Annotated in this window: 17 protein-coding genes and 1 pseudogene; 9 read left to right on the top strand and 9 right to left on the bottom strand. The window is 52.2% G+C overall.

Annotation, left to right across the window (positions count from 1 at the left end; genetic code table 11):
• The first annotated feature begins 9 nt into the window (after positions 1-9).
• Positions 10-372, top strand: coding sequence for a hypothetical protein (locus FW789_RS06450; RefSeq protein WP_446431171.1), 363 nt, complete (start codon positions 10-12; stop codon positions 370-372).
• Between the two features lie 191 nt (positions 373-563).
• On the opposite strand, the gene FW789_RS06445 is transcribed toward FW789_RS06450, so the two are convergent.
• Positions 564-833, bottom strand: a complete 270-nt coding sequence (locus FW789_RS06445; RefSeq protein WP_446431170.1) for a helix-turn-helix domain-containing protein — start codon at positions 831-833, stop codon at positions 564-566.
• A gap of 112 nt (positions 834-945) precedes the next feature.
• Between FW789_RS06445 and FW789_RS06440 the strand changes: the two genes are divergently transcribed.
• Positions 946-1,350, top strand: a complete 405-nt coding sequence (locus FW789_RS06440; RefSeq protein WP_446431169.1) for a hypothetical protein — start codon at positions 946-948, stop codon at positions 1,348-1,350.
• A gap of 78 nt (positions 1,351-1,428) precedes the next feature.
• Here FW789_RS06440 and FW789_RS06435 read toward each other — a convergent pair whose 3' ends face one another.
• From FW789_RS06435 to FW789_RS06415, 5 genes are all read right to left on the bottom strand, one after another.
• Positions 1,429-2,166: a DUF6710 family protein gene (locus FW789_RS06435; RefSeq protein WP_446431168.1), complete on the bottom strand. Its 738-nt coding sequence runs from the start codon at positions 2,164-2,166 to the stop codon at positions 1,429-1,431.
• A gap of 350 nt (positions 2,167-2,516) precedes the next feature.
• Positions 2,517-5,639: a hypothetical protein gene (locus FW789_RS06430; RefSeq protein ID WP_446431167.1), complete on the bottom strand. Its 3,123-nt coding sequence runs from the start codon at positions 5,637-5,639 to the stop codon at positions 2,517-2,519.
• Positions 5,620-6,168 (bottom strand): ABC-three component system middle component 1, encoded by a 549-nt coding sequence (locus tag FW789_RS06425; RefSeq protein WP_446431166.1) that lies wholly within the window; start codon positions 6,166-6,168, stop codon positions 5,620-5,622. The genes FW789_RS06430 and FW789_RS06425 overlap by 20 nt, the downstream gene beginning before the upstream one ends.
• Positions 6,146-7,429 (bottom strand): ABC-three component system protein, encoded by a 1,284-nt coding sequence (locus FW789_RS06420; RefSeq protein ID WP_446431165.1) that lies wholly within the window; start codon positions 7,427-7,429, stop codon positions 6,146-6,148. Before FW789_RS06420 ends, FW789_RS06425 begins: the two co-directional genes overlap by 23 nt.
• The gene (locus FW789_RS06415; protein WP_446431164.1) at positions 7,430-8,485 is read right to left on the bottom strand and encodes a ComEC/Rec2 family competence protein; all 1,056 of its coding nucleotides are present in this window, start codon (positions 8,483-8,485) and stop codon (positions 7,430-7,432) included.
• Between the two features lie 548 nt (positions 8,486-9,033).
• On the opposite strand from FW789_RS06415, the gene FW789_RS06410 reads away from it, so the two are divergent.
• The 4 genes and pseudogenes from FW789_RS06410 to FW789_RS06395 all read left to right on the top strand — a co-directional run bounded on the left by FW789_RS06410 (position 9,034) and on the right by FW789_RS06395 (position 18,156).
• Positions 9,034-11,850, top strand: a complete 2,817-nt coding sequence (locus tag FW789_RS06410; protein WP_446431163.1) for a tetratricopeptide repeat protein — start codon at positions 9,034-9,036, stop codon at positions 11,848-11,850.
• 243 nt (positions 11,851-12,093) lie between these two features.
• A pseudogene (locus tag FW789_RS06405) lies at positions 12,094-12,393 on the top strand (hypothetical protein); the annotation flags it as partial.
• A gap of 153 nt (positions 12,394-12,546) precedes the next feature.
• Positions 12,547-13,386, top strand: coding sequence for a hypothetical protein (locus tag FW789_RS06400; protein ID WP_446431162.1), 840 nt, complete (start codon positions 12,547-12,549; stop codon positions 13,384-13,386).
• A gap of 774 nt (positions 13,387-14,160) precedes the next feature.
• A complete protein-coding gene (locus tag FW789_RS06395) occupies positions 14,161-18,156 on the top strand; it encodes an NACHT domain-containing protein (RefSeq protein WP_446431161.1) in 3,996 nt (1,331 codons plus the stop codon).
• A gap of 37 nt (positions 18,157-18,193) precedes the next feature.
• On the opposite strand, the gene FW789_RS06390 is transcribed toward FW789_RS06395, so the two are convergent.
• Together FW789_RS06390 and FW789_RS06385 are read right to left on the bottom strand one after the other, a co-directional pair.
• Positions 18,194-18,268, bottom strand: coding sequence for a helix-turn-helix domain-containing protein (locus FW789_RS06390; protein ID WP_446431240.1), 75 nt, complete (start codon positions 18,266-18,268; stop codon positions 18,194-18,196).
• Between the two features lie 1,038 nt (positions 18,269-19,306).
• Positions 19,307-19,621, bottom strand: coding sequence for an ArsR/SmtB family transcription factor (locus tag FW789_RS06385; protein WP_446431160.1), 315 nt, complete (start codon positions 19,619-19,621; stop codon positions 19,307-19,309).
• Between the two features lie 65 nt (positions 19,622-19,686).
• Here FW789_RS06385 and FW789_RS06380 point away from each other — a divergent pair, with 65 nt between their 5' ends.
• On the top strand, positions 19,687-20,505 hold the full coding sequence (locus FW789_RS06380; protein WP_103437296.1) for an alpha/beta fold hydrolase: 819 nt from the start codon (positions 19,687-19,689) through the stop codon (positions 20,503-20,505).
• A gap of 29 nt (positions 20,506-20,534) precedes the next feature.
• On the opposite strand, the gene FW789_RS06375 is transcribed toward FW789_RS06380, so the two are convergent.
• A complete protein-coding gene (locus FW789_RS06375) occupies positions 20,535-21,452 on the bottom strand; it encodes a LysR substrate-binding domain-containing protein (RefSeq protein ID WP_446431159.1) in 918 nt (305 codons plus the stop codon).
• Positions 21,453-21,647: 195 nt separating this feature from the next.
• On the opposite strand from FW789_RS06375, the gene FW789_RS06370 reads away from it, so the two are divergent.
• Together FW789_RS06370 and FW789_RS06365 are read left to right on the top strand one after the other, a co-directional pair.
• Positions 21,648-22,397, top strand: a complete 750-nt coding sequence (locus FW789_RS06370) for an SDR family NAD(P)-dependent oxidoreductase (protein ID WP_103437294.1) — start codon at positions 21,648-21,650, stop codon at positions 22,395-22,397.
• A 99-nt stretch (positions 22,398-22,496) separates the two neighbouring features.
• Positions 22,497-23,795 (top strand): MFS transporter, encoded by a 1,299-nt coding sequence (locus FW789_RS06365; RefSeq protein WP_207074056.1) that lies wholly within the window; start codon positions 22,497-22,499, stop codon positions 23,793-23,795.

The following is a 23,795-nucleotide window of genomic DNA, read 5'->3' as shown; positions in this document are numbered from 1 at the left end:
GGCGGCACGTTGGACGAGGCAATCGACGCCCTCCTCGCCCAAATGGTTAGCTTGGGATTGGAGCTCGCGCCGATCTCACGCGCCGAAGTGCAGCGTCGATTGGGCCTGACAAGCCGTGCGACCTTAGTAGGTGATCGTGGTCGGCGGATCGAGTCCGCCCGTATCGCACAACTGAAGGAAAGCGGAATAGATCCGGACGGTGCCCGCCGGCGGAGAAGCTTCGAAGAGCGCATTGCTCATCTACAGGCTGAAAATGCCACCTTGATTACACAGCGCGACAGGCTCTACGAAGCCCTCTCCGTGATCGCACAAACGTGCTTGTTGAAAGGCGTGGATGTCGAAGACGTGATGGACTCCTTACGAAAGCGATAGGCAGACGGTTGTTCGCATTTGTCTGGTAAAGCCTGATCAAGCAGGCGATCCAGGTTAGGACGGAAATTTTGATTAGCTTTGGGGAGCGTCGTTTCTATCATCACGAGCCGCAGACCTACAGCCCTATCGGGATTGGCTATTGGCACGGCGCACTGCCTCAGAAAATTATAGCCCCGCATGGGCGTTTCGTATTACCCAAGATCGCTACGGACCTGCTCAAAGATATCTTCCAGCTTGATGTCCGGGTCTTTTTCAAGATAGCAGGCCACGATGACCGAAACCGGATGCACCCCCATTGTGCCCGCCAGCTCGTCGACCTTCTCTAAGGTCGCACCTTTGATACCTCTTTCCAGCGAGCTTAAGAATGTACGGCTGCTCACTAAAGAAAAATCCTCTTGGGTTAACCCCCTGCTGATACGCAAGGCGCGAAGCGCTAACCCGAAGGCTTTTTTTACTTCCATTTGCTTTACTCGCAAATGGGAAGATAAGGCCTTTTTTGCACTCTATAGGGCTACAACCTATAGTGTTCATTTCGGGGGTATTTTCATGTTTAGAACCTACCAGCGAGATGCAATGATCCTGTCTTCCAAGCTGGAGCCGGACCTCCAGCTGTGGTCGCGTGTAGAGCAGATAATCCTGCTTCCGTGGTTTTACCTCACGGCCTTCAAATCTGGCGATCCCAGCTCGCGACACATGTTGATGATTTCCGACGTGCAGACGCTCGAGGAGCTGAGCCTGGCCGAATCTGCGAGTATAACAATCGAGTCAATTCAGCTAGCTACGCCGCCCGCCATGAATGGCGAGGACAGATGGCTAATGGAGCAACTCACGGAGATAACCTACATCCCAACGTCAAAAGGCGCTGCCCGTCACTACCGTTTCAGGGTCAAAGAAGGTGCGGTATACACCAATTCAAGTGATGTTGGACTGGAAATGGAGCAAGGTAACATCACCAGAGTAGTATTCTCACTTGGCTAGTTCGTCGTTCGCCACATCTTCCTTACCGGCACACATCTCGAATGAAGACCACGTAAAGGCGATTGAGCTGACGTGGCCCTACGTGCAGTTAAAAGCAGGACAGTCAAATTCTCTCATCATCCGGCCTATTTCAAAAACGGCCGCCCTTCTTGCGTCTTTGACTGCCGAGGCTACGAGCCCAGTGTTGGTGTCGTAAAAAAATCGGCCGTCGCAATGAAGATCATCAAGCAAAAAGCTCATGTCGTAGACCTTGTCGGGTATCACCTCGCCTTCACCCGCTAGGACACCAGCGGTAATTGAATGATTTCCCCCATTCACGAATCCTATTCCCCAGGGCAACCATAGTTCTATTCGATGGTTGTCATCCTGCACCCAGGCGCCCTGTGATTCGCGAAGGCACCTTCGGCTGGCCTCCTGTCGATTGTGAGACGTTTTGCCAGACCCAATAGTAGCGATCGCGCTGACATAGCTGTTCATACTCCAAGGCCAAGGAAGCACTATATGACTTGCTAGTTTGATGAGGAATGATTGACTGGGCAAGCTCTCACCCCGCCAGGACATTCCGTCGGCAGAAAACAATCGGTCACGAATTGCTTCGCCAAAAAACCACATTGACTCTATATTCTCAAATGCATCTTGACCACGTTCGGCGACACATAACAGATACTCCGACTGAAGCGGCCTGAGGATCGCTCGAACGAGGTCGGATAGGCCACGCGGATTGATCTCGGCAATCCGTCTCGCCGTCTTTAGAAGCTGCTTGAATCCTGCCTCAGTATCTAAGCGCTGAGTATCTATTTCGGAATTGTTACTCAATTTTTGACTCCGGTACGTGCTTCGATGCCATTGGTTTGGCGGTTTCAGCCTTATCTAACTCCCCATTCTTACGCACTTTCGCTGCCCGCGTGGCATTGGAAACATCCAATACTACTACGGACGTCGTGGCAGCCAGTTCGGCAGGCACCAGATCTTCGAGCGCCGCTTTCAATCCTTCAGGTTTTCATTAGGCCACTGAGCGCCGGCCATCACTCTCAAAGTTCATACCGCAGGCAATCAAAAGGTGTCACCCTGGTGCAGCCAAGCTTTGCAGGCTGTGGGCTCGCTTATGTTAGGCACCACGGCTCTGAGCAACGGCAAAGCCCCGGAATCCCATCCTAAATTACTGTTTAATCATCCACCTCGACTCGACCGAAGCTCTTCAACTTCAGGAACTTTGATAGACACAACCCTGCAGGAACCTTTCTCTTCAACAGCTCGTAAAAATTCTCATCATGAGTCGATATGACTATCTGCTTGTCGTGATTGATCGCAATGCCTCGAAGTAAATCAATAGTCGATAGCACATTAATAGAATCCATCGAGTGAATTGGGTCATCAATCAAGATGAGGTCAAGCGATTCTCCCGTGGGAGATTTGGCGTTCAGCGCCCGCGCCAGAAAAATACTCAGGCTCAGGATATTCAGCTGAGCCGCACTAAAATAAAGCAAAGGAGAAATCTCTTTCTCCGACTCCTTGTCCCTTACCATCACATTCAAGGTGGGTCTATTTTTCAGTCCAAACCCGCAAGAAAATCTTACTTTACTGAAGTTAGGATGGGGGTCGATTTTTCTATATATTTCATTTATCAGATCCGTTTGGAAAACCGTGTCGAGTTGGCGCTCTAGCACTTCGTTAATGACGGTGAGTTCTGCCCCAATCTGTTCTCTTAATGATTCATATTCGACACGTCGCTGAATGGTAGAGCCCATCTCCCTCCTGGCAACCTCCCTGCTAATCACAGGACTGATAGAGTCAAGCAAAGCTCGCAACTCACCTAATTTGACAGAGGAGTCATTTGCCTTTTGTTTACCTGCAAGCGTTTCCTCTATTGCTGCACCTAAACGTTCTTCATAGTCTGCATGATCAGCTTGCGACACACCTAAAAGCGTTATGAACCTCGAGCTGTAAGACTCTATTCTCCCGCGCAGTTCAGACAGCCTTGCAATGCACAGGTCAAGATCATTCTCAATTAATAGGCTATCTGCAGGCAGATTGGCATTCTCCAAACTCTCTTTAATAGACTTAACGACATCATCTGCCTCTGACCACAAAGTTTCAAAATCTTTTATTTTACTTCTTAGCTCGGCGGTAAAAATTTCGAGGTCTTTGTCCGTGCCTGAAGGATCACATTTGTATTCTTCAAGAAAAGAGAAGACTAAAGTGTAATCTTGATCGGCATCAATTTGCGTCAATTGCGTGTTAATGTCAGAAGCTTTTGAAAAAGTGGAGACCTTTATCGAGCTGAGCGACTCAAGTTCTTTATCCACTGTGTCTAACTCTGCTTGGCTCGCTTCGATTTGAGCCGAAAAGCCCTTAAGTTCCTCAGTTATCTTAGTTGAAAGTTGATCCGGAGCCAAGTTCAAAACAATGGCTTTATTCAAGATCATCTCTTGCTTCAACGAAGCTAGCCTTGCCTCAATCGAGGATTTTTTTCGCTTCGCAGATAACTCCTCGTCTGTTGTGCTTCGTATCTCAACTTCGAGCTGCCTAATTGTTTTTTCCCTGTGATTCGATAGCACTGCTGCCATATCCGATAGCAGTTTTTTAGATTTCGCAAGATTGTCAGTTTCTACACTTCTTCGATCGGAATTTTCCTTGAGAACTCCTTGCAACTTCCCATTACTGTCTATCGCAGCCTGAAGAGCTTCGAAAGAACCGTGATCTTTTTGACATAGGGGACAATTACGGCCGGGATGACTTGATAAAATCTCTCCCGCAACTGCCGCAAGCTTTCCAAATGCGTTAGCTTGAGATTCCAGATCTTGTATCACGTGATTGATAGTGTCGAGCTTCCGCTCAATGAGCACGTTCTCAGCTCTAGCGGCTCGAAGCTCAGAATGGTGATCAGCGTCAAGACCAAGCAATGCCAAGTCCTTAATGCCCATTTCAAAAACATCTTCAGGCATTTGATTTATAGCTGAAAGCGAATCCGTCTGATCGGCCAACTTGGCTATGAGCAAAGCTATTTTGGCTGTAGAATCCCTCAACCCAACATCAAGCTCAACTTGGTCTTTTGTCGACCTTTCAATATTTTCGTATATATTAATCGAGTTAGAGCGGAGTATATCCCATGTGGCTTTTCGCTCCTGAAGATCCGTAAGGCGCTTCAGCAACTCCCTCCTCTGAGCGGTAAACTGATCACGCTTCAACTCGAGCGATTTAGATTCCAGGTTTTGAGCGCCTAGCTCACTTCCAAGTGCTAACTTTTTACCGTGTAACGAGCGATATTTTTCGCTAACTGCGATCACGGACTCAAGTCGTTGAAGCTCGTCTGTACGGCGGTTAATTTCTGTTACGTATTCGGCCTGCGCCTGCAGCAAAGCATCTCTTTTGCCTACTTCCCCTAGCGCGTCTAACAAGCTTCGCTCTTTGGTCAGCTGGCGAGCCAACTCATCTGAATCACTAATGTTGTTTATGAGCCCTTCTGCTAGCTCATTTAATGCCAGTTCCCTCGCAGCTAATAACTCTAGATCATGCTGAGCTTTCGAACTCGATGTAATCAACTCCTCCGCTAGCTCGTCGAGCTTCGTATCGCCGATTGTCTCTTGCAGTGCTCGAAGACAAACTCCAGACACTCTTAACTCATTAGTAACTTCAATAAAAGTTTCAACGAGATGATTGTTTAAAGGGGCTTCTATTTCAGCAGATAATTTTTTTTCCGTGGCTTTGCATTTCTCAATTTGCTCGCCCACGCCCAAATATGCTGCCTGTACCTCCCGGCGTAACAGCTCGCTTTCTTCACCGTAGACGTCGATGAATGTCTGGTAACGGCTTTCCGGATTGACTCCACGGATAAAATGATCTATCGCATCTTGTGATAGGAATATTGTTCGATAGGCCTCAGCCCCTTCGGCCAGCTTCTTTTCCTTAAAGTCGACATCAATACTGTCTTTCCGGATAATGCCTGGGCTGCGCACAAAATCCTGAACAGTGGTCGAGACTGAGACCAAAGTTTCGAGATCGTCTGGCGCTTCGGTGTTTCGCAGAATGCGAAGTGCCTCATCTTCCAACTTCGATCCGCGAGCGGCAGCCTCATATACCCCATCACTGAAACGCTCTGACCCATTGGTCATAGCCCACTCTACTGCATCATAAAAAGAGCTTTTCCCAAAGCCATTCGGAGCATAGAGCGAAATAAAGTTTGCGGGAACATCAACGCCATCTTGGTCGGGCACCATGAAATCAAATGTTCCATTGGCTTTCTCTAGATATGCTCTGAATGCCTGAACCTCAACTTTCTTTATTTTCATGATCGCAATGCTCCGCTAACAACTGTTCAATCATCTGTACTTTGCCCTCTGCAGTCGCGCGAGTGTAATCCTTTAGGTGCGAAACAAGCGATGAGGGCTTGTACTCGACTAACGTCCCAAAGTTCTTTGAGACTGCCAAATCGACCTCAAAAATTTCATGGTTTAGGCGCTTTAGAGCAAATTCTTCTTTCAGCCAAAATTCGCTATCAGTGCATGAGTCGAATACTAATTTTCTAGCTGTAAATTTATCATTTTCAATCAATAGCTTGAGTGGTCGACTCACTGAATCTTTGCAAAAGAATGCTATGTAGACATTCCATCTAGCAACCTTTCTCTCCGCTTTGTAAGCTAGCGCTAGCACATTTTGAATTGCATTCCAGTTTTGCTCAAGTTTTTGCGAGTTTTCGGCCCAGCATGCGATGCAACTGATGAACTCGGAATTTCCCGCCGTAAACAAATTAAAGGCGAAGTCCGGGAATTTATCTTTAATCTCCGAGATACGATCACTATTTGCACTTGTTAAATTCATTGGAGTATTTATCCTTAAAAAGCTCCATTAACTGGAGTGAGTTTAGCCCCAGAAATGCTTGTTCATTTCTCGTTATACACTCCCGATGGAGGCTGCCTAATAGCGCAAAACTAAAGGGTACATCGCCACTCTCAATCCCCATATCAATGCGTGCTCCATCATCGTCATCATACTCAGCAGCGGGCGCAGCAATATCTTCAACTAAATATTTTATGAAATTTTTATCTGCGATCGGCGGGCTTCCCACATCGCCACTTGAGACGACCAACACACCCCCATCATCAAGTAACTTTCGAGCAGAGGATATGATGTTATTAAGGTCTTGAAGCCAAGCATCTTTGCTTCTCGAATAAACAAACCTACTGACTCTCTCCATTCCTTTCAGATAGGTGAGATCCATTATGTCTGCATCATTCAATAAAGAATGTAAAACTAAGTATTCGGCATAAGCAGACCAAAGCTCTAAATCATACATTGCCTCATCTTCCTGCCCATTAACAATCAAGCACTTGTCATATAGTGCTAGCAATTCATAGGGCTTAGGGATCCCCCCTTGAACTAAGCTGTACGCCTTGCGGTGGAGCTCCCGGCGTAAGGCTTGGAGTATTCTGGGGCTATTGAGAGTGTAATTGAACGTACTAGCTCTTATTTTATTGAAACAAGATAAGAACGAAGGAAGTATTGGTGATAAGTTGTATTCGTTAACAATCTCATCATATCTTGTCAGGTCGTAACACCGCACAACCCCAGGTTCTTGAGGCTGAGGGCCGGCCATCTCGATCTCTATACCAATTAGATACGGCGTTCCACCTACGACAAGATATACTCCTCCACCAGAAGCTCCTTCTATGAGACCTCTCGCTGGTAGGCCATCTATCGTTAAATAAAATCCCTTTTCAAATTGCTTTATTTTTCCATCATAGGTTTGAAATTTCGCCTCAGGCGTTGCTTCGTTAGCGCGATAGTCGGGGAATCCTGCGAAAACCGCTTCAGCCTTATAATCAAGCCTATTATTTTTATATCGATTGAGTGGCAAATCATCAATAAGTGGAATTTTTAATAAAGCGCAATCATCCGCATGAGAATATACACCTATAACATCGAGAATTTTGCCACTCCAAGTTTCAACTCTATTATGTGGCTTCAGGGTATGCTTCGCAGTGAGCACATAAGAATAGTCCTCCGAGAGGCAGTGAACCAATGCACCACTTCCGCCGTTCACCTTGACTGCTTGCTCTCTGATGAATTCATAAATGGACATTTAAATTACCATTTTTCCTTCACAAACATGTAGTCTGTTCGCATAATCTGCGTCTTCAGGTTGCAAAATGCCTCTTATTACAGATTCGTAATTAAAATATACATTGCTATCTGCCTGGGCGCTTAATATTCTTGCAATTGTTCTTTTGTCCGGATGCCCAAATATCGAGCCATCTGTTGAAACAACATATTTTTTCGAGGAAATAAGTGAGAGTAACCCTTGGCTTGTATTGCCTTTACTCCCATGATGCGAAACTTTCACAAGGTTGCATTTCAGTGGGTTGTTCGGGCTATATCCTAACAACTTCAGTTTGCGCTGTACGGTGCTTGCATATGAGTCCGCCAAAAGCAGAAGCCTGACATCCCCAATTCTCAAAATGAACGCTATTGAGCTGCCATTCGGGATGGACCGATCAGACTTAAAACGATCCCCATTTAAGAAGTGCGAGAAGGGAAATTTATGATCGCTTTCTTTTTTTGCAGTCTTTTTTTCTGCCGGAGGATATTCTCTCTCCCATGCTCTACCAAGCCTTTTGAGTGCCTTTACTGAAGGGGATAGGATTGTGAATTCCAACCCTGACCTGGTAATCGGTGAAACTTCATTATGAATCACCTGCTTATACCAATTAAGCCGGCTGAGCTTTTCCTCTAGTGTCACCCCCTGGGTGATGCTAGTCTTTTTTTCTGTTCCGGCAACACCTTTAACCTCATTTTTATTAGTATCTAATTCACCGTACTCAGAAGATATAAGTCCATATGAGTTGAACCAAAATTCTTTAACTAGAGAAGGCAGATAATCATCAAATGACATGGCCTCTAGGAAGCCGCCAATATGATCGTCATCGACATGAGTGATTACAGCCAGGTCAATAAACTCTCCTCTTGCCTTTAATTCTTCAAGAAGCAAGCGAAGGGGCTTAGCGTATCCGTATAATTGACCAAATGTATCAGGGGGGCCGCCATCAATCAGAAGGTTGAATGTATTTCCGTCCTGTTCATGGCGCAGGAAAATGCAGTCGCCATGTGAAGCGTGGAGGATCTGAATGGTGGTGCTCATGCTAGCTCCCTTAGCTGCTTATGCTTCCATTATGCCACTAATCAGAATCTCTTCGGGAGGGGAAAATTTGTCATCAGTCGTCGCAGGGCTTGCAAAATCTGCTCTGTAGATGTCGACACCTTATTCAATTGCCCATCTAGTTCGAAAGCAGCCGTCAAGCCGACAACCTGGTCGCCCGAATCGGCAAAGCTGAAACGGCACTTTTTCCGCATGTCGATCCGGGTACCCGTGATCAGTACCTGCGCTTGCTGAAGCAGTACCTGTCCTGGTGCGTCACCCGTTACATTCCGTGCGCCGGTCAGAACTCAGCCACACTGGCTAACCAATCACTGAAGGTGGTGGGTACGGTGAATGGGCTACAGTTCATGGGCGCGCGGGTCCCTATAGACTGAATCAGGATCAAGGCGTCCGCTAGCCAGCTGGCGCGCTGTGTGGGCCCTTGGGAGCGTCCAGGAAACTCTGGGCGATTCAAGCTGATGCAAATAAACCGCAATCACGCACCGAGCGGCGGTAAGATTCGCGCAATTCAGACAGGAATGGAGTTGCCGATGCTTTTCGAATCAATCAAGAAGCGCATTACCAGTCGATTGATTGACGAGATTTCGGCACTGGATCCTATGCATCTGGAGCTGGTCGGACATGGATTGGTCGAGCTCCTGGAAAATAAGAGACTCGTGCATCACGGGATCAACAAGGACTACCAGTTTGTCGGGTATACCGTTGACTCGTTCTCCGATGATTCGACGATCATTGCCCAGTACAGCACCGAGTCTGGTTATTTCAAGGATACCGGCATCGGAAATGCAACGGTGTACCAGAAAATTGAGCAGGATGTACGAAGCGCAGAAAAGCATCGTCCTCGCACCGGTGCAACCAAGATCTATTTAATGTCTACCGAAGAAGAAATTCCTTCTTTCAGGGCAAAGTTCAACAGCACCACCTTAGCGCAAGAGCTGGGAGACGCGCTCATCATCCTCGATGCGCGGGAGATCGCCAGACGAATTTACGACCTCGCCGGCGAGCGGCCGGACGCAGCGACCTTTTTCAGAGCCTTTTTTCCCGAGTTCGGCCAAGCACTCGACAACTTCGAATATTTTGGCCGCCTCCCTGCCCAGTGCGCTAATCATCAGTCAAATGAGTCTGCCCTTGCCGCTCTGCGCAATCACTTTGCCGGAGGTCGTTCAGTAGCGGTACTGCATGGCTTGAGTGGGTCGGGTAAGACACAGGCAGCTATCGACTTCGTGCACCATGAAGAAGAGAACTTTGATAACTACATCTGGCTCGCCAGCGGCGATTGGCATCCCGATACCTCGCTTTCTGCGGTAACCCGTGTGCGCGGCGGAAAGCCGCTGAACGTGGTAGGCAGCTTTAATTCGGCCAAGACCATCTTGGTAGTCGACCGTCTTGATCAAGCCGTAGATCCGACTGTGTTCGCGGAGCTGCAGACTGGATTCGGAAAAGGTGGTGTCGTGATCGTGACATCGCAGATCGCCGTTCCTGATGCGCGGTCGCACGTGCCCCTACCCCGGCTGTCCAGGGAAGTGGCTATGCGTATTCTCGGCGAAGATCCTGCGCAACCACGTGAAATTAGCCAGCGCTTTGTGGATGCGTGTATTTTTTTGCCTTTGGTGTTAGCCACGGCCCGAAGCGTCATTGAATCTCAGGGCATAGAACGCGATGAGTTCTACGAAGACGTATTGGCGTCTCCGGAGGTGCTTAGCGGCAACGACGGCGTTTCAATCCTTAGAGGCATTCTGAGACGGTTGAATGGTGCGCCCCTAGCCGCTCTGGAGAAGATTGCGAATTCTGGCCTGGCAATGCATGACGGCGGATTTCTTAACCACTTCATTCGTAACGTGCCAAAGTCGGAGCTTCAGAAGTTGGCGTTCCTATCACCGGCGAGTGTACCTGGTGTTCTGGTTGTCCATGATCTGGTGTGCCAAGCCGTTCGAACGGCTGACAGTTCAAAAGATATGGTCAGCGAAGTCGAGCGCTACATCGATAAACTTCAAGGAGAGATGTCTCCGTCCGCGCTGCGGCAGATTCATTTGTCCCGAGCCCAACTACTGGCGGAGCATAATCGACGTGGAGAGCGTGCCCCCGATTGGTTGCTGTACGCATTGCTGCAGATCGAAGAGACCAAGCATGAGGTCTTTGGAAGCTATGCAAGCAAGCCGATTATTCCTGACGGAAGCTTGGCTGCGCTTATGGCCACGATTGATGCGCGTGAGCAGTACGCTTACACCCTAAACCACCAGGATCGGCCTAACTTCTACGCGGTCTGCGCTAAGGAGTACGAGCATGCCTTGGGCAACGCTGTGGGCAGAAACGAAGCGGAGCTTCTGCATCATCTGGGCAAGACATATCGCCGCCTCGGTAAGGTTGACCAAGCATTATCAACGTTCGAGCAGTTGCTGGAGCTGGAGCCCACTTGGCATGCGACGCATGGTCAAATTGCGCATTTGGGCACGCAATACGAAGCCACCCCGCAGGCCAAGGCGGCCGGGCAGCGGTCATTACATCGTCTGGTCACGCAAATGTTAGACGATCCAGCCGCCGTGCCCTTGCGTGTGGCGATGGCAGCGTTAAGTAGTCTACGATCCTACCCTGTACTGATTGAACAATTGAATGGAGACGAAAACACCATCAAGGTGCTTGGCGAGGTGATCAGCCAAGCAGCGCTCGAAGGGCTCGACCAGTTTTATGATGCCTTTTTTGCGTTTACCTCGAAATTCAGCTACCGGCACCCGAGTGTCAGCTTCGCGCTCGTTAGCGCCGTAGGAGACATGTTTGAAGTCTCACCCGCCTCGATTGGCAAGAAGCATTTGCTCAGCGTTAGTGAGTCGTTAGCCAATGTGGCGCAGAGTGCGCAACGGTCGGGAGATGAGGCGCTGGCAAGAAGATTGTCAGGCTTAAGCGTTGTTTACGCTGAAACACTTCTCGCGGACAAGGTACCGGATTCGTATGCCACTCGCGGCATTGCAAAAGTTTTCACAATTGCTGGCCAGCCGGATCGTGCGTTGCGCTTAATTGATGACTTACCATCGAAAGACGTCAACCACTGGGTCCTCTACCGCCGTGCGGAGGCAGAGTTGGCCCTACAACTCCCAGAGTCCCTTCAAACGGCTCGGGCCGCTCTCGCTGGGGCTCAGGGTGATGAGCGAGCAGCCAAGAATCTTGCTTCGTACTTTGACATGGTGAGCCGCTGTTTAAGGCACTTCGGGAACATACCCGACGCGATAGAACACGCAAGACTGGCTATAAAGCATAGCGATGGGGCCCAGTACCAACAGGAACTTTCAGACCGCCTGACGGCACTGGAGAAAATGAGCCTGTTGCCGCTGGCGCATTTGGCGTTCCGATAAGGGCGATGACGTCCGCTTAAAAATAAGTGGACACTATTGCCCTTATCGGTCTTGGCACGCGATTCAGGTAGGTGACTTGGCCAGCCTGCTTGCCTAGCAACCGCGGTGATTGCCCGTTGTGTGGCGAAGAGCATGGCGCGGTCGCATTACATGAGCGTGTCGCCAAGGCTCTGGCGGCTATCGACCCAAATGTCGTCGAAGCCGAACGACGTGTAAAAAAGGCCGCTGATGTTCTGCGTGACTGCAATGGCGTTAGAGCATCAGTGGTCTCCGTGGCGCGGACTCCTTCTGGACGACCCTACCCCGCATCATGACCTGGCGCACGCGGCGTCAGTCTTTGATGTGCTTCAGGACTACATCATTGATCATGGCTTCCAGGTAGTAATCGCCACCCACGATGCCCTTCAGGCCCGCTACTTCATGCGAAAACTTTAGAATGATGGGATCGAAGCACGCATATGGTCACTTGTTCCCACCCCTGAGGGCGTGACCGCGCAGGAAACCCCATGGCCGGGCAGAATCCAAGTGTCGGTGAGCGAGTAGGTACGTCCTGATTGACCGCGCCCGGGCTGTAACCGGGCCTGATCGCCTCTGTAGCTGAAGCCTATCTATCACAATGAATCGTGTAGCACTTGTTCTTCGTGCGTCTATCAATACGTGTGGAGTTTTTGAGAAAATGTTGATTTGGAGCAGTATGTGAAAGTCTCAATTGTAAAGGACGAAAAGCAAAGCCAAGCGCTTGGTGCGCCAGTTTACGTAATGGAACTGGATAAGGCGGCGAAAGAAGCAGAAGCTGTTATCCGCGACGCTATCGCTCTCAAGGCTTCAATCGAAAAGGCCGGCAGCAATTGGGCAACTCATCCTGCAACAGCTGATCTCATCAAATTGGGCATCCCTGTGCCAAGGAACAAATCTCTTGGTGGAAACTACGTCTTGATGGCAGATGCCTTTGCCGAGTTACTGGTCAGCCCTTTTTATGAATTTACGAAAGATGACAAGAAACTAATATCAATATCTGCAAATCTGGTCGCAGGTGCCCCATGGCAAGGGCACGCTCAAAAAAGCCGCAAAGAAGCGCTCGAGCTTTTTGCAGAGTTTAATGAAGACACAGCGAAAGATAGCACGCGTATCGGGGCGCTGGCGCACTGGTATAAGCCCTTCCCTTTTATTCAGGCAGGCGAAGGCAAGAATCGTGTGTCTCTAGCACAAGCACATAACATTCCGTATCTGGCTCAGAACCAGACGCGTCAGATGTTAGATGCCAGCACGCTAGCAATCCGGAAAGTCTGGTTTTCCAATCATTGGTTACTCCAATGTTCAAGCGCAAACCAAATTTCAGGCGGCGCAGATGCTCCTTTCAGGCTGAAGGAAGGAGAGTTCCTCATCCCGTTTCCGAAGCTAACTGTTCAGCTGATGAAGCAGTATGGCGTTCAGGAACGTAGCCGTGTGTTCAGATTTTTCCTGGGGTATCGGTTTAAACGCCATATGCTGCAGTTTCTTCAATCGAAATCTTATGGGAGATCGCCTTGGTTATAGTCCTCCTTCTCATCGAGCCTGGTAGTGAGAAGCGCAGGGCGGAGCGAGACAGGGGACTCCGTTTTGACTCGGCTTTTGCATCATCTCGGCCGCGGCTCAATGGAGAGTAATCACCGATAGACCTAGGGAGGCTGTCCAGGCAGTCTGCGTGAGCGCCTCCTTCATGCATGAGGTGACGTTGCCCTCGGAAGGGGTATGTCAGTCGGGCGCGTGAGTACCTACCCTTTCCCCGGATGCATTCTATGTAGCGCTGCCTCCGCCGCTCGCCAGGGACTTCAGCAGCCTGGCTTTGGGTAGAGAAATCAGCGCTGCACTTGCGCGCGGGTTAGCTCCCATAACTGCTGTGAGCTTGTCGGTGTGGGCGAGAGGAGCGTCGTGGCCTGTGGCTTGTTTAGCAATTGGCATGAGGGGGATCACCTTTATCGCCTTGTACTCTCGCCAGAGACCAGCAAACGTGACCTGGGCGAGTTTCGATCGGGTGATGACGCGGCTCCGGTGGAGAATAACCAAGTCGTCCGGAGCAACCTGTCCGCGCGTACCCGTGGTCAAGAATTAAGCCTCTAAGGGCCAATTCGTCGTGATACAGAAGTGAGCCCTAATAGGTGTGGCGATTTCAGACTCATAGCTCGTAGCTGGAATCGCCTAAATGGGTGCCTGGTTTCATTAGTCCACTACAGGCTGGTGGCGATCTGACAGCGAGACGCTCTGTCTTAGGGGGGAATACTGATAAGATTCTCGGAAATTCCATCCCTTTCTGTTACGGCCAATCGTTGAATGGACTCAGATTTTCTCCCCAGAACCCTCTGGCGTCACCAAAGTGATGAAATAGTCGAGTTTGAACACTCCGAGCTCGACTCTTTATTTCGCAAAGACCATCGACCACTGATCATTCTGGGTGAAGCCGGAATGGGAAAAACCGCACTGCTGAAGTGGTTAGCGGACACTCATGGTTATCGGTTTGTCACAACGCGGCATTTGAGCCTTCCTCTCGCTCCAATACACCCCCTGGACACCACTCAAGTGCTGGTGATCGACGCCCTCGATGAGCTGGCGGCCTCCTCCTCAACGGACGCTTTGTTAAAAACGCTTGTGTCGCTGGCCAACCTCGGTTATCCCCGGTTCATTCTGTCATGTCGCGCATCGGACTGGCGGGATGCCGAGAGCGCCGAGCTTTTTGAAAGTCTTGGGCTCTACGACAAACCCCATTTAGAGCTGCATCTGAAGGCGCTTACTGACGAACAGGTTCAACAGATTCTCCGCAAGCGACTAGGCGAAACGGGCGCATGCAATCTCATTGCATATCTTAGGGCCCGTCGGCTCGATGACTGGCTTGGGAACCCGCACACTCTTGGCTTGATTATGGGCGCGGCCGCGTCGGGATCACCTCTTCCAGAGGGACGCGCTGGCTTGTTCGAACTTGCGATTTCGCAGTCGCTCAGTGAGCACAAGCCCAGCAAATCAGCGGTAGCACCCACAGAGCGAGATGCACTCGATGCTGCGGGAGCTGCGTGCACCGCACTAATCCTAGGTGACTTCGACTCCATCAGTCGCACATCTGGTCGCCGTCATGCGCTACCGCTGAAAGAAGCGAGCGAGTTACCAGGCGGCGGTTGCCTTTCGCAGGTACTTGGAACACGGCTGTTCGATTCAGTTGGAGTGGATAGTTTCAACTACACCCATCGAAGCCTAGGCGAGTACCTGGCCGCTCGCTGGCTTTCAAGACAGGCTGACTCACCGCGCAAACGCCGACGCTTATTCGCTTTATTTCATAGAACCGGGCTCGTCCCCGCAAGCTTGCGTGGTGTGCATGGATGGCTGGCTCTCTACCCTAATCTCATGTCGGAGGTGATCTCGACAGACCCCATAGGCGTCATCGAATACGGTGACCCCGAACGCTTGGCACTACCTCAGGTACGCGCCCTTTTGCTTGCGCTGGGCCAATTGGCATCGCGCAATCCGGGATTTATACCGCCCCCCCACGGCCTATCACTAAGAGGCTTGATCAGGCCGGGAATGGAAAGCGAAGTGGTGACGTTGCTGGAACAGCCACAGCAATCGTTCACGCTTCGGCTGATATTGCTTCAATCGATCAAGGGGACTGGCATCGCGGACAAGTTGGTCTCGACGCTTCAAACGATTGTACGCAACTGTGCAGAGTTTTTTGCACCCAGACGTGCGGCCCTTGAGGGGTTGTACCATTCACTGTCGACGGAACAGTCGTACGAGCTGATTCAGCTACTCACGTCACAAGATACTGATGACGGCGCACGACTGGGGCTGGATCTGGCTGGTTTGAAAGGTTACGCCTCGTTCGATGATGCCGACATTGTGAAATGGGTGATCGCCTGCGCGCACCAGGACTTTCGCGTGGGTGAAGCAGACAACAAATATGATGCATTGATTGATCACCTTCCCAAGGAGCGGATAAGCAGGTTTCTTGATTGTCTGACAGAAGCTGCGATCGCTTTGGAGTTGCCTGCCGAGTCACCACAAAGACCGGAGCTTGCAAATCTGGTGATGCGCTTAACCTCCAGTTATTTTCACAGCCCCGCCATCGTCGCAAGCGATCTATTGCGCTGGCTACAGTTCGCAACCTCTCATGGGGCCTTTCAATTTCCACGCAGCGATGTTCACGACTATCTCGAAAACGATCATGGTCTGCGACGCGCCCTGCAACAACTTGCCTTGCTGAGGGACGATGGCGAATCAACCATGGGTAGTCGGCATTACGACTTGGGGTGTATATCCAACGCTCTTTGGTGCACAGAGGCCGATGCCATTTCGCTGCTCGATGTCCTCGACCCCAATGAGCTGAACGATGAGCGTTGGCGGTCGGTGGTAACACTGATGTCGCACAGCGACGATCAGGGCGCTGACTTGCGCGTGGCGGCTCGCGCTTTTGCATCGAATTATCCTGAGCGGCTGCAATGGCTCGACCAATTACCACTCGGGCCGACGCAAGAGGCGATTGCTGAACTCATCAGCACGACAACCCGGATCAACGATCAAGAACGTGAGCGGAAACGGGCCGAACTTTTGCTAGATTATCAGCGCAACGCCAGGTTCCTTCGGGATGGACGCTTTGAACACCTGGTACGACCGGCAATGGTCTATTTGGGCCGAGCGCGGGACTATAGCTCTGAAGCTACGGCTGACAAATGCCTGGCTGAGTGGCTGGACAAAGAGCTGGCCCAAGATGCGCTGAGCGGATTCGAGGCTTACCTGCAGCGCATTCCTTGCACGCTTTCAAGTTCAGAGGTGGCCGGGTTTTACTCAACCCAGGATTGGTTTTTTGATCCCCCTGAAATCGGCGGACCGGAGGGGATTTCACCGCTGGTCATCATAGCGGCGATCTCTGAACGCCACAGAATAGGAATGGGCTTCAGCGATCTCACAGACCTTCAGTTAATAACTGCATCGTTAGCGTTTCGTCTCTGGATCTCCCATGATCCACAGCCTGTGCGCTTGGTGCTCGACGCTGAGCTGCAAACGAGAGGGTTGTGGCGGGAGGCACTGCGATTAGCTTACGAACCCCGAGTCCTGACGGACGCTGGCAGCGACGCACTGGACGAGCTCTTGCATTACAAAAAAGCCAACGAAGTAGCTGCGAGTTTGGCTGCAGAATGGCTGCACCGATTACCATCGATACCCTGCATTCGTGAGAAACAGCTTGTAAAAATGCTTCTGGACGCCGGTGAGTATGATCTGCTGAAAACGCTCACCCAGACTCGCCGCTCACTGCCTTCGGAGCACCAATTGATTTGGGACGTTGTCGAACTGGCGATCGACTTTGAAAAGACAGCTGACCGATTAGCTGCTGCTCCGGTGCAAGAGCAATTGCTGGATTACCTTCGCTACCTAGTGATCGGGTATTACCACGGCACCGATGGACACACGATCAAACTGGACGTCTCGCTGGTCGAGTGGACAATTTCCAACTTCCGCTCGTCGTGGCCACACTCCGAGACCCCTATTGGCGAAATCGTCGAACCGGCGTGGTTTGGCAGCAACGAAGGGGGGCTCGCCCAGCTCATCCATACCTTGGGGAGCCTCACAACTCCCGAAGCAATAGACGCTTTGACTAGACTCAGCGACGCTCCACGCGATACCTATACAACGCTGTTACTCGACGCAAAGTCCAGGCAGCAGCGCCTTTGCCACGAATCGACGTTCACCCCTCCAACACTGGGGGATCTGATTGCTATCACAAGGGACGAACCACCCCGCAGTTCTGTTGACTTGCAAGCCTGGGTAATAGAGGAGCTCAGAGCCATACAGGCCATGATCAAGAGTGACGATATAGACTCCTGGAGAGGTTTCTACCTCGATGATCAGATAAATCACCAAAAGGAAGACCGTTGCCGGGATTATCTTCTCGCACTTCTTCGCCAGGGCTCCGCAGGCGTTGTGTATGATCCTGAGAAACATATAGCTGCTGACAAGGAGGTCGACATCATGTGCTCGACCCAAAGCCCAAGCGCAAGCCTGCCTATCGAGATCAAGGGCCAGTGGCATCCCGCAGTCTGGGATGCAGCGGATCGACAGCTCGACAGGCTCTATACGACCGATCATAAGGCTGGCGGCCTAGGTATCTATCTCGTCCTATGGTTCGGCAAGCACGCCAGACTTCAGGGGCCAGGTAGAGGTGTCGCGGCGCCTTCGTCCCCGGAAGAAATGGCCCAGATGCTACAAGCACGTTGCCAGGCAGTTGCACAAGGGCGCGTGAAAATCGTCGTACTTGATCTCGCTCGCAATACTGTGGACGCTTGAGCCTCCTTTCCCGGGCTTCTCACACATTCGCGTTGTACTACTTAAGCTTTTTACAGAGCGTCGGCCGCGTGATACCCAACGCTGCCGCGGTGCGCGTGACGTTGTAGTCCAATGCCCGTAGCGCCGAGAATGGTTCGGCGCTCGGTTTGGGCAAGGCTGATCACCTTTTTGGAGATTTCAGTCTCGAAATTCATTACTTAACAATTCAAACAGACACATCATGAACATAAATCTGTGAACAACCGCACCTGTATTTGACCGTACAGCTCACACTACTACTGGGCTCGGGACGGCTTATGAACATCGGTCATCGCCCATAAGTTAAATAGAGTATTATTTTCCGCGCTGCGGGTCTTGTGTCCACTTCCACTAACCCCTGTCGGTTTTACACAAAACCCCGGACGGTGAAAAATCAGCCTCATGCGTTACCATCCCCACATCCTTTCTTAGGTTTACCTGTCACGAATGTCCGTTTCTACACCTGGCGCTGAAAACTGGCTAGCACAAGCTACGTCTGCTAAACGTAACCAGTTTCCCCGGCAACCTTCAGGTCTCCGGACGCCTGAGCGAAGTCAACATTCAGAGCCAGCCGTTCAATCTTCTTCGGCACGTTCCATCTGAACGACGGATAGCCAAAAGAGGTCAACAATTGATCTAGCTGGCTGACAATGGCACGTTTTGCATTGGCTGTAGCGTTGACTAGCGCCGCCAGTCCGCCCCGCTCAAAATCGTCCTCCGCCAGCGATAAAAACTCGACCGGTGAGGTCTAAAGGTCAGCCAATCCAAAACTACCACCGCCTGACATGACCGAACACTTTCTCATATCAAATTTATGAGCGAGGCAAAATCTCTGATATCCATTTCACTCCAGCCGATTGGCAATTGTCAGAACAAAAAGCAGTGTATCAGCGAGAACGCTCTATGAATTCCACCGACGCTTAAGAGCAGTGTGAAACCACGTGGTTTTCGAAACGCACAAGACTGAGAGCCTGCCTGCCACTCGCAGCTCTCTCAACTTAATGCCGACTCGATGTGCCTAGCCATTGAAAATGTACTATGTGTTGGATAGGCATCACGGTATTGGTCACGACCATTACCCACGAAATACCCTCCTCCAAAGCTGCGAAAAACCGAGTTTGCTGTTGAGGGTTCACACCGCCCCCTGTGAGCCCTTCCCTACCGCCAATTCCCGCGCCAGCCACTCTAGATACTCGGCGATCATCGGCTCATTACGCGCGCAATACGACCATCTGTGCTTCTTGGCCACCGTTACAAACCCCGCCTGCACAAGAATCTCCAAATGCCGGCTTGCGGTCGGCTGAGCGACACCCAGCGCCTTGGCAATTAGCGTCATGCAAACGCCGAGTTCAGCAGGATCTGCCGACCACTGATCTGCAAAGTGTTCATGAGGCTTCGCAAGCAATCGAAGTATCATTACCCGAACCGCGCTGCTCATCGCTTTCATCTGTATTGATCTGTCCATTGCGGCATCATATAGTCATTTAGCTAAATGACAATATGAGGTGAGCCATGCTGGATCTACCCTACACGTCAATCATCGAAGGCAACGCCGTCAGATGGGGAAAGATGGGGTCAGGCGCCCCCTTGGTAGCCATCCACGGCACGCCTTTTTCCTCCCAGGTCTGGAGGCGCATCGTTCCCCTGCTAGCTGGCCATCGCACCGTGTACTACTTCGATCTGGTCGGGTATGGCCAGTCTGAGATGAGGGCGGGTCAAGACGTTTCGCTGGCCGTCCAGAACAACGTGCTCACTGCGCTCTTCAAAGAATGGGGCTTGAACCGGCCAGACGTGCTCGCACATGACTTTGGCGGTGCTACTGCCCTGCGAGCGTACTACCTGAACGGCCTGCGCTACGCGTCTCTTACCCTGTTCGACGCAGTCGCTTTGGCTCCGTGGGGCTCGCCGTTCGTCCAGCATGTCCGCCAACACGAGGCAGCATTTGCTGGAATGCCCGATTACATGCACCGCGCGCTGCTGGCTGCTTACCTGCAAACCTCAGCAGCGAACCCGTTGAGTGAAGAAGCCCTGCGCATCTACAGTGCCCCTTGGGTGGGTGAAGTTGGTCAGCCTGCGTTCTATCGGCAGATCGCGCAGATGGATCAAGCGTTCACTGACGAGATTCAGCCGCTATATACAAGCCTTGATTGCCCGGTGTCGGTTTTGTGGGGCGCTGAAGACGCTTGGATTCCGTATGCGCAGGGCGAGCGTCTTGCCGAGCTGATTGCCCAGCAGCCCTGTATTCGAGTCGAGAATTGCGGTCATCTCATGCAAGAAGACCGGCCCGAGGCCATTGTGGCGGCGCTGTTGAAACAAATCGGCGCAGGCTGAATATTCGCTCCCACCGGATGCCGGCAGCCTCAATAAGCAAACTCATGCCCCAGCTCACTTTCCATCCACTCCAGAAAGCGCCGTACGCGTGGAAAGTTCGAGTGGGCCTTCGGAAACACAAGATGATGCGCCGCCACCGGCGCGCTAAGTGATTGCGGCGCAACCTCGACCAACGTGCCAGCCGCCAGGTACTTCTGCGCAAGCAGGGTGCTTTCCAGTGCGAACCCAAGCCCATGGCTGGCGGCTTCCAGCGACATGTAAGACCGATCGAAACTCAGCGCGTAAGGCCGTTCAGGCCGAGCCAAACCATGCTGGGCAAACCACTGCGGCCACTTCAGCAGCGTGGCTTCCGACAGCACCAGATCGCGGTCCAGCAGATCCGCTGCCGCTCCAACAGGCCACTGCGCGAGCAGCTTAGGCGAACACAGCACAGCGAAATTCTCATTGCGCACGGTACGCACCTCGTAACTGGGCCAGTTGGGCGTGCCATGGCGGATGTCCACATCGATCTTGTCCCGGCTGAAGTGCAGCGACTCGTATGAGCAGGAAAGATTGAGCTGAATATCTGGGTGACTCGCGCGAAAAGCTTCCAGTCGGGGCATCAGCCAGAGCAGGCCAAAGCTGGGCGATGAGTGCAGGCGCAAACAGTCGAGGCTGACATCGCTGGCGGCGCGTTCGGTGGCCACCGCAAGGCTATGCAGGATGCCGGAGATTTCCTTGAGGTATTGCTCCCCGACCGGCGTTAGAGAAACACCGCGTGCGGCCCGGACGAATAACTGCCTGCCGATCATGCCCTCGAGCTTGGCCAGTTGATGGCTGACCGCTGACGGAGTCAAATCCAGCACTTCCGCTGCCCTGGCGACGTTGCCGAAGCGAGCCGTTTGCTCGAAGGCCTGAATTGCTCTCAGCGGTGGCAGGATGATCGGTGCATCGGCATCAGTGCGCATGGCACCTCCATGGCATTTCTTGTAGGTATCGGACTACTTCCATTCAATCACCACGTTGCGGCCTTGACGAGTGCTGAATTTTTTTCAGCATCGAGTGACATTCGGCTTATTGCTCAGGCCACCTGTGGAGAACAAGCTGAGCCCATCGATTTTTCGCAGATCGACCTTAATAAAAACAATTCGAGGTAAACCACCATGCTTCTTCAAGGCAAAGTCGCAATCATCACCGGTGCTGCATCTGCCCGTGGCATTGGCCGCGCTACCGCTACCACGTTTGCCCAGCACGGCGCTCATGTGGTGATCATTGACCTGGACGAATCCGCTGCCCGCGATGCCGCTGCATCGCTCGGTGAAGGCCACCTCGGCCTCGCTGCCAACGTTGCCGACGAAGCGCAGGTTCAGCAGGCCGTCGCCAAGGTCATCGAGCACTACGGTCGCATCGATGTGCTCATCAACAATGCGGGCATCACCCAACCGCTGAAGACCCTCGACATCCGCCCTTCAGACTACGACAAGGTGCTGGATGTGAGCCTGCGTGGCACGCTGCTGATGTCCCAAGCCGTGATCCCGCTGATGCGTCAACAGTCTGCCGGCAGCATCGTGTGCATGTCTTCGGTTTCTGCCCAGCGTGGCGGCGGTATCTTCGGCGGCCCGCACTACAGCGCAGCCAAGGCCGGCGTTCTGGGCCTGGGCAAAGCCATGGCGCGTGAACTGGGGCCTGACAACATTCGCGTCAACTCGATCACCCCTGGTTTGATCCACACCGATATCACTGGCGGGCTGATGCAGGACGAGCGCCGCCACGCGATCATCGAAGGCATTCCGCTGGGCCGCCTAGGCGCCGCGCAGGACGTTGCCAACGCTGCCCTGTTCCTGGCCAGCGACCTATCCTCTTACCTCACAGGCATCACGCTGGATGTGAACGGCGGCATGCTGATTCACTGATCACACCTGGCGGGCCTGCGCGGCCCGTGCGGTTCTGGATCGATGACATAGCCAGGTCTGTTGGCCTGGCAGTCAATAAAAACAAGAGATCAGACCATCATGACTACCCTGTCGCTGGAAGCGGTTTCGACCGTGCGTGCCTCCGCCTACCGTAAAACGGCCTGGCGCCTGATGCCGTTCCTGATGCTGTGCTACCTGTGCGCGTACCTTGATCGCGTCAACGTCGGCTTTGCCAAGCTGCAAATGATGAACGACCTGGCCCTCAGCGAAACGGTGTACGGGCTTGGCGCCGGCATGTTCTTCATCGGTTACTTCCTTTGCGAGGTACCGAGCAACATCATCCTGCACAAGGTTGGCGCACGGATGTGGATCGCCCGGATCATGATCACCTGGGGCATCATTTCTGCACTGTTCGCCTTCGTCGAGACAGCTTGGCAGTTCTACGCGCTGCGTTTCTTGCTCGGCATCGCCGAAGCCGGCCTCGCGCCCGGGCTATTGCTGTATCTCACCTACTGGTTCCCGTCTTATCGTCGTGCTCGCATGACCGTGCTGTGGTTCATCGCCATTCCACTCTCGGGCATGGTCGGTGGCCCTCTTTCCGGCTGGATCATGAACCACTTTGCCGGCGTGCATGGTTGGGCGGGATGGCAATGGATGTTCGTCCTGGAGGCGATTCCGACAGTCGTTGTCGGCCTGCTGGTGTTGAGTTACCTCAAAGATGGGGTGCATCAAGCCACTTGGCTGAATGACGAAGAAAAGGCCTTGATCACCCGTGAACTGGCAGAAGACAACCAGCAGAAAGTCACCCATGCCTCCGTCGGCGAGTTCATTCGCGACCGCCGTCTGTGGTTGCTGGCCGCCATCTACTTCTGCGTGGTTATGGGCCAGTACGCGATCACCTTCTGGTTGCCGACCCTGGTACGTAACGCGGGAGTTACCGATCCATTGCATATCGGTTTTCTGACCAGCCTGCCCTATCTCTGCGCGATCGTGGCAATGCTGCTGGTCGGGCGCAGTGGTGACAAATACCGCGAGCGGCGCTGGCACCTGATCGTGCCCATGATCGCCGGCGCTATCGGCCTGAGCCTGGCCGCGATGGTGGGTGGCAATGTGACCCTGTCCATCCTCAGTCTCTGCCTTGCTGCCTCCGGAATCCTGTCCGCAACGTCCTTGTTCTGGATGCTGCCCACCACATTGCTGGGTGGCGTTTCTGCGGCGGCGGGTATTGCGGCGGTCAACAGCTTCGCCAACCTCGCTGGATTCTGCTCGCCTTACTTGATTGGCTGGATCACCACAGTGACCGGCTCCAGCGCCATCGGCATGTACCTGATTACCGGCGTGCTGTTTGCCGGCGCCACGCTGGTACTGCGCATCCCTGCCGCCCTGGTCAATCGTTGA

The sequence above is a fragment of the Pseudomonas sp. 1121_17 genome (assembly GCF_052850745.1).
The sequence above is the reverse complement of the archived record's forward strand: the minus strand, read 5'-3'. Positions and strand labels throughout refer to the sequence as shown.

What these genes read in the sequence shown, in the direction of transcription:
- FW789_RS06365 (WP_207074056.1), top strand. Translation starts at nt 22,497, where the DNA reads ATGACTACCCTGTCGCTGGAAGCGGTTTCGACCGTGCGTGCCTCCGCC.
- FW789_RS06445 (WP_446431170.1), bottom strand. Translation starts at nt 833, where the DNA reads ATGGAAGTAAAAAAAGCCTTCGGGTTAGCGCTTCGCGCCTTGCGTATC.
- FW789_RS06385 (WP_446431160.1), bottom strand. Translation starts at nt 19,621, where the DNA reads ATGAAAGCGATGAGCAGCGCGGTTCGGGTAATGATACTTCGATTGCTT.
- FW789_RS06395 (WP_446431161.1), top strand. Translation starts at nt 14,161, where the DNA reads ATGGACTCAGATTTTCTCCCCAGAACCCTCTGGCGTCACCAAAGTGAT.
- FW789_RS06380 (WP_103437296.1), top strand. Translation starts at nt 19,687, where the DNA reads ATGCTGGATCTACCCTACACGTCAATCATCGAAGGCAACGCCGTCAGA.
- FW789_RS06370 (WP_103437294.1), top strand. Translation starts at nt 21,648, where the DNA reads ATGCTTCTTCAAGGCAAAGTCGCAATCATCACCGGTGCTGCATCTGCC.
- FW789_RS06410 (WP_446431163.1), top strand. Translation starts at nt 9,034, where the DNA reads ATGCTTTTCGAATCAATCAAGAAGCGCATTACCAGTCGATTGATTGAC.
- FW789_RS06420 (WP_446431165.1), bottom strand. Translation starts at nt 7,429, where the DNA reads ATGTCCATTTATGAATTCATCAGAGAGCAAGCAGTCAAGGTGAACGGC.
- FW789_RS06375 (WP_446431159.1), bottom strand. Translation starts at nt 21,452, where the DNA reads ATGCGCACTGATGCCGATGCACCGATCATCCTGCCACCGCTGAGAGCA.
- FW789_RS06430 (WP_446431167.1), bottom strand. Translation starts at nt 5,639, where the DNA reads ATGAAAATAAAGAAAGTTGAGGTTCAGGCATTCAGAGCATATCTAGAG.
- FW789_RS06415 (WP_446431164.1), bottom strand. Translation starts at nt 8,485, where the DNA reads ATGAGCACCACCATTCAGATCCTCCACGCTTCACATGGCGACTGCATT.
- FW789_RS06425 (WP_446431166.1), bottom strand. Translation starts at nt 6,168, where the DNA reads ATGAATTTAACAAGTGCAAATAGTGATCGTATCTCGGAGATTAAAGAT.
- FW789_RS06440 (WP_446431169.1), top strand. Translation starts at nt 946, where the DNA reads ATGATCCTGTCTTCCAAGCTGGAGCCGGACCTCCAGCTGTGGTCGCGT.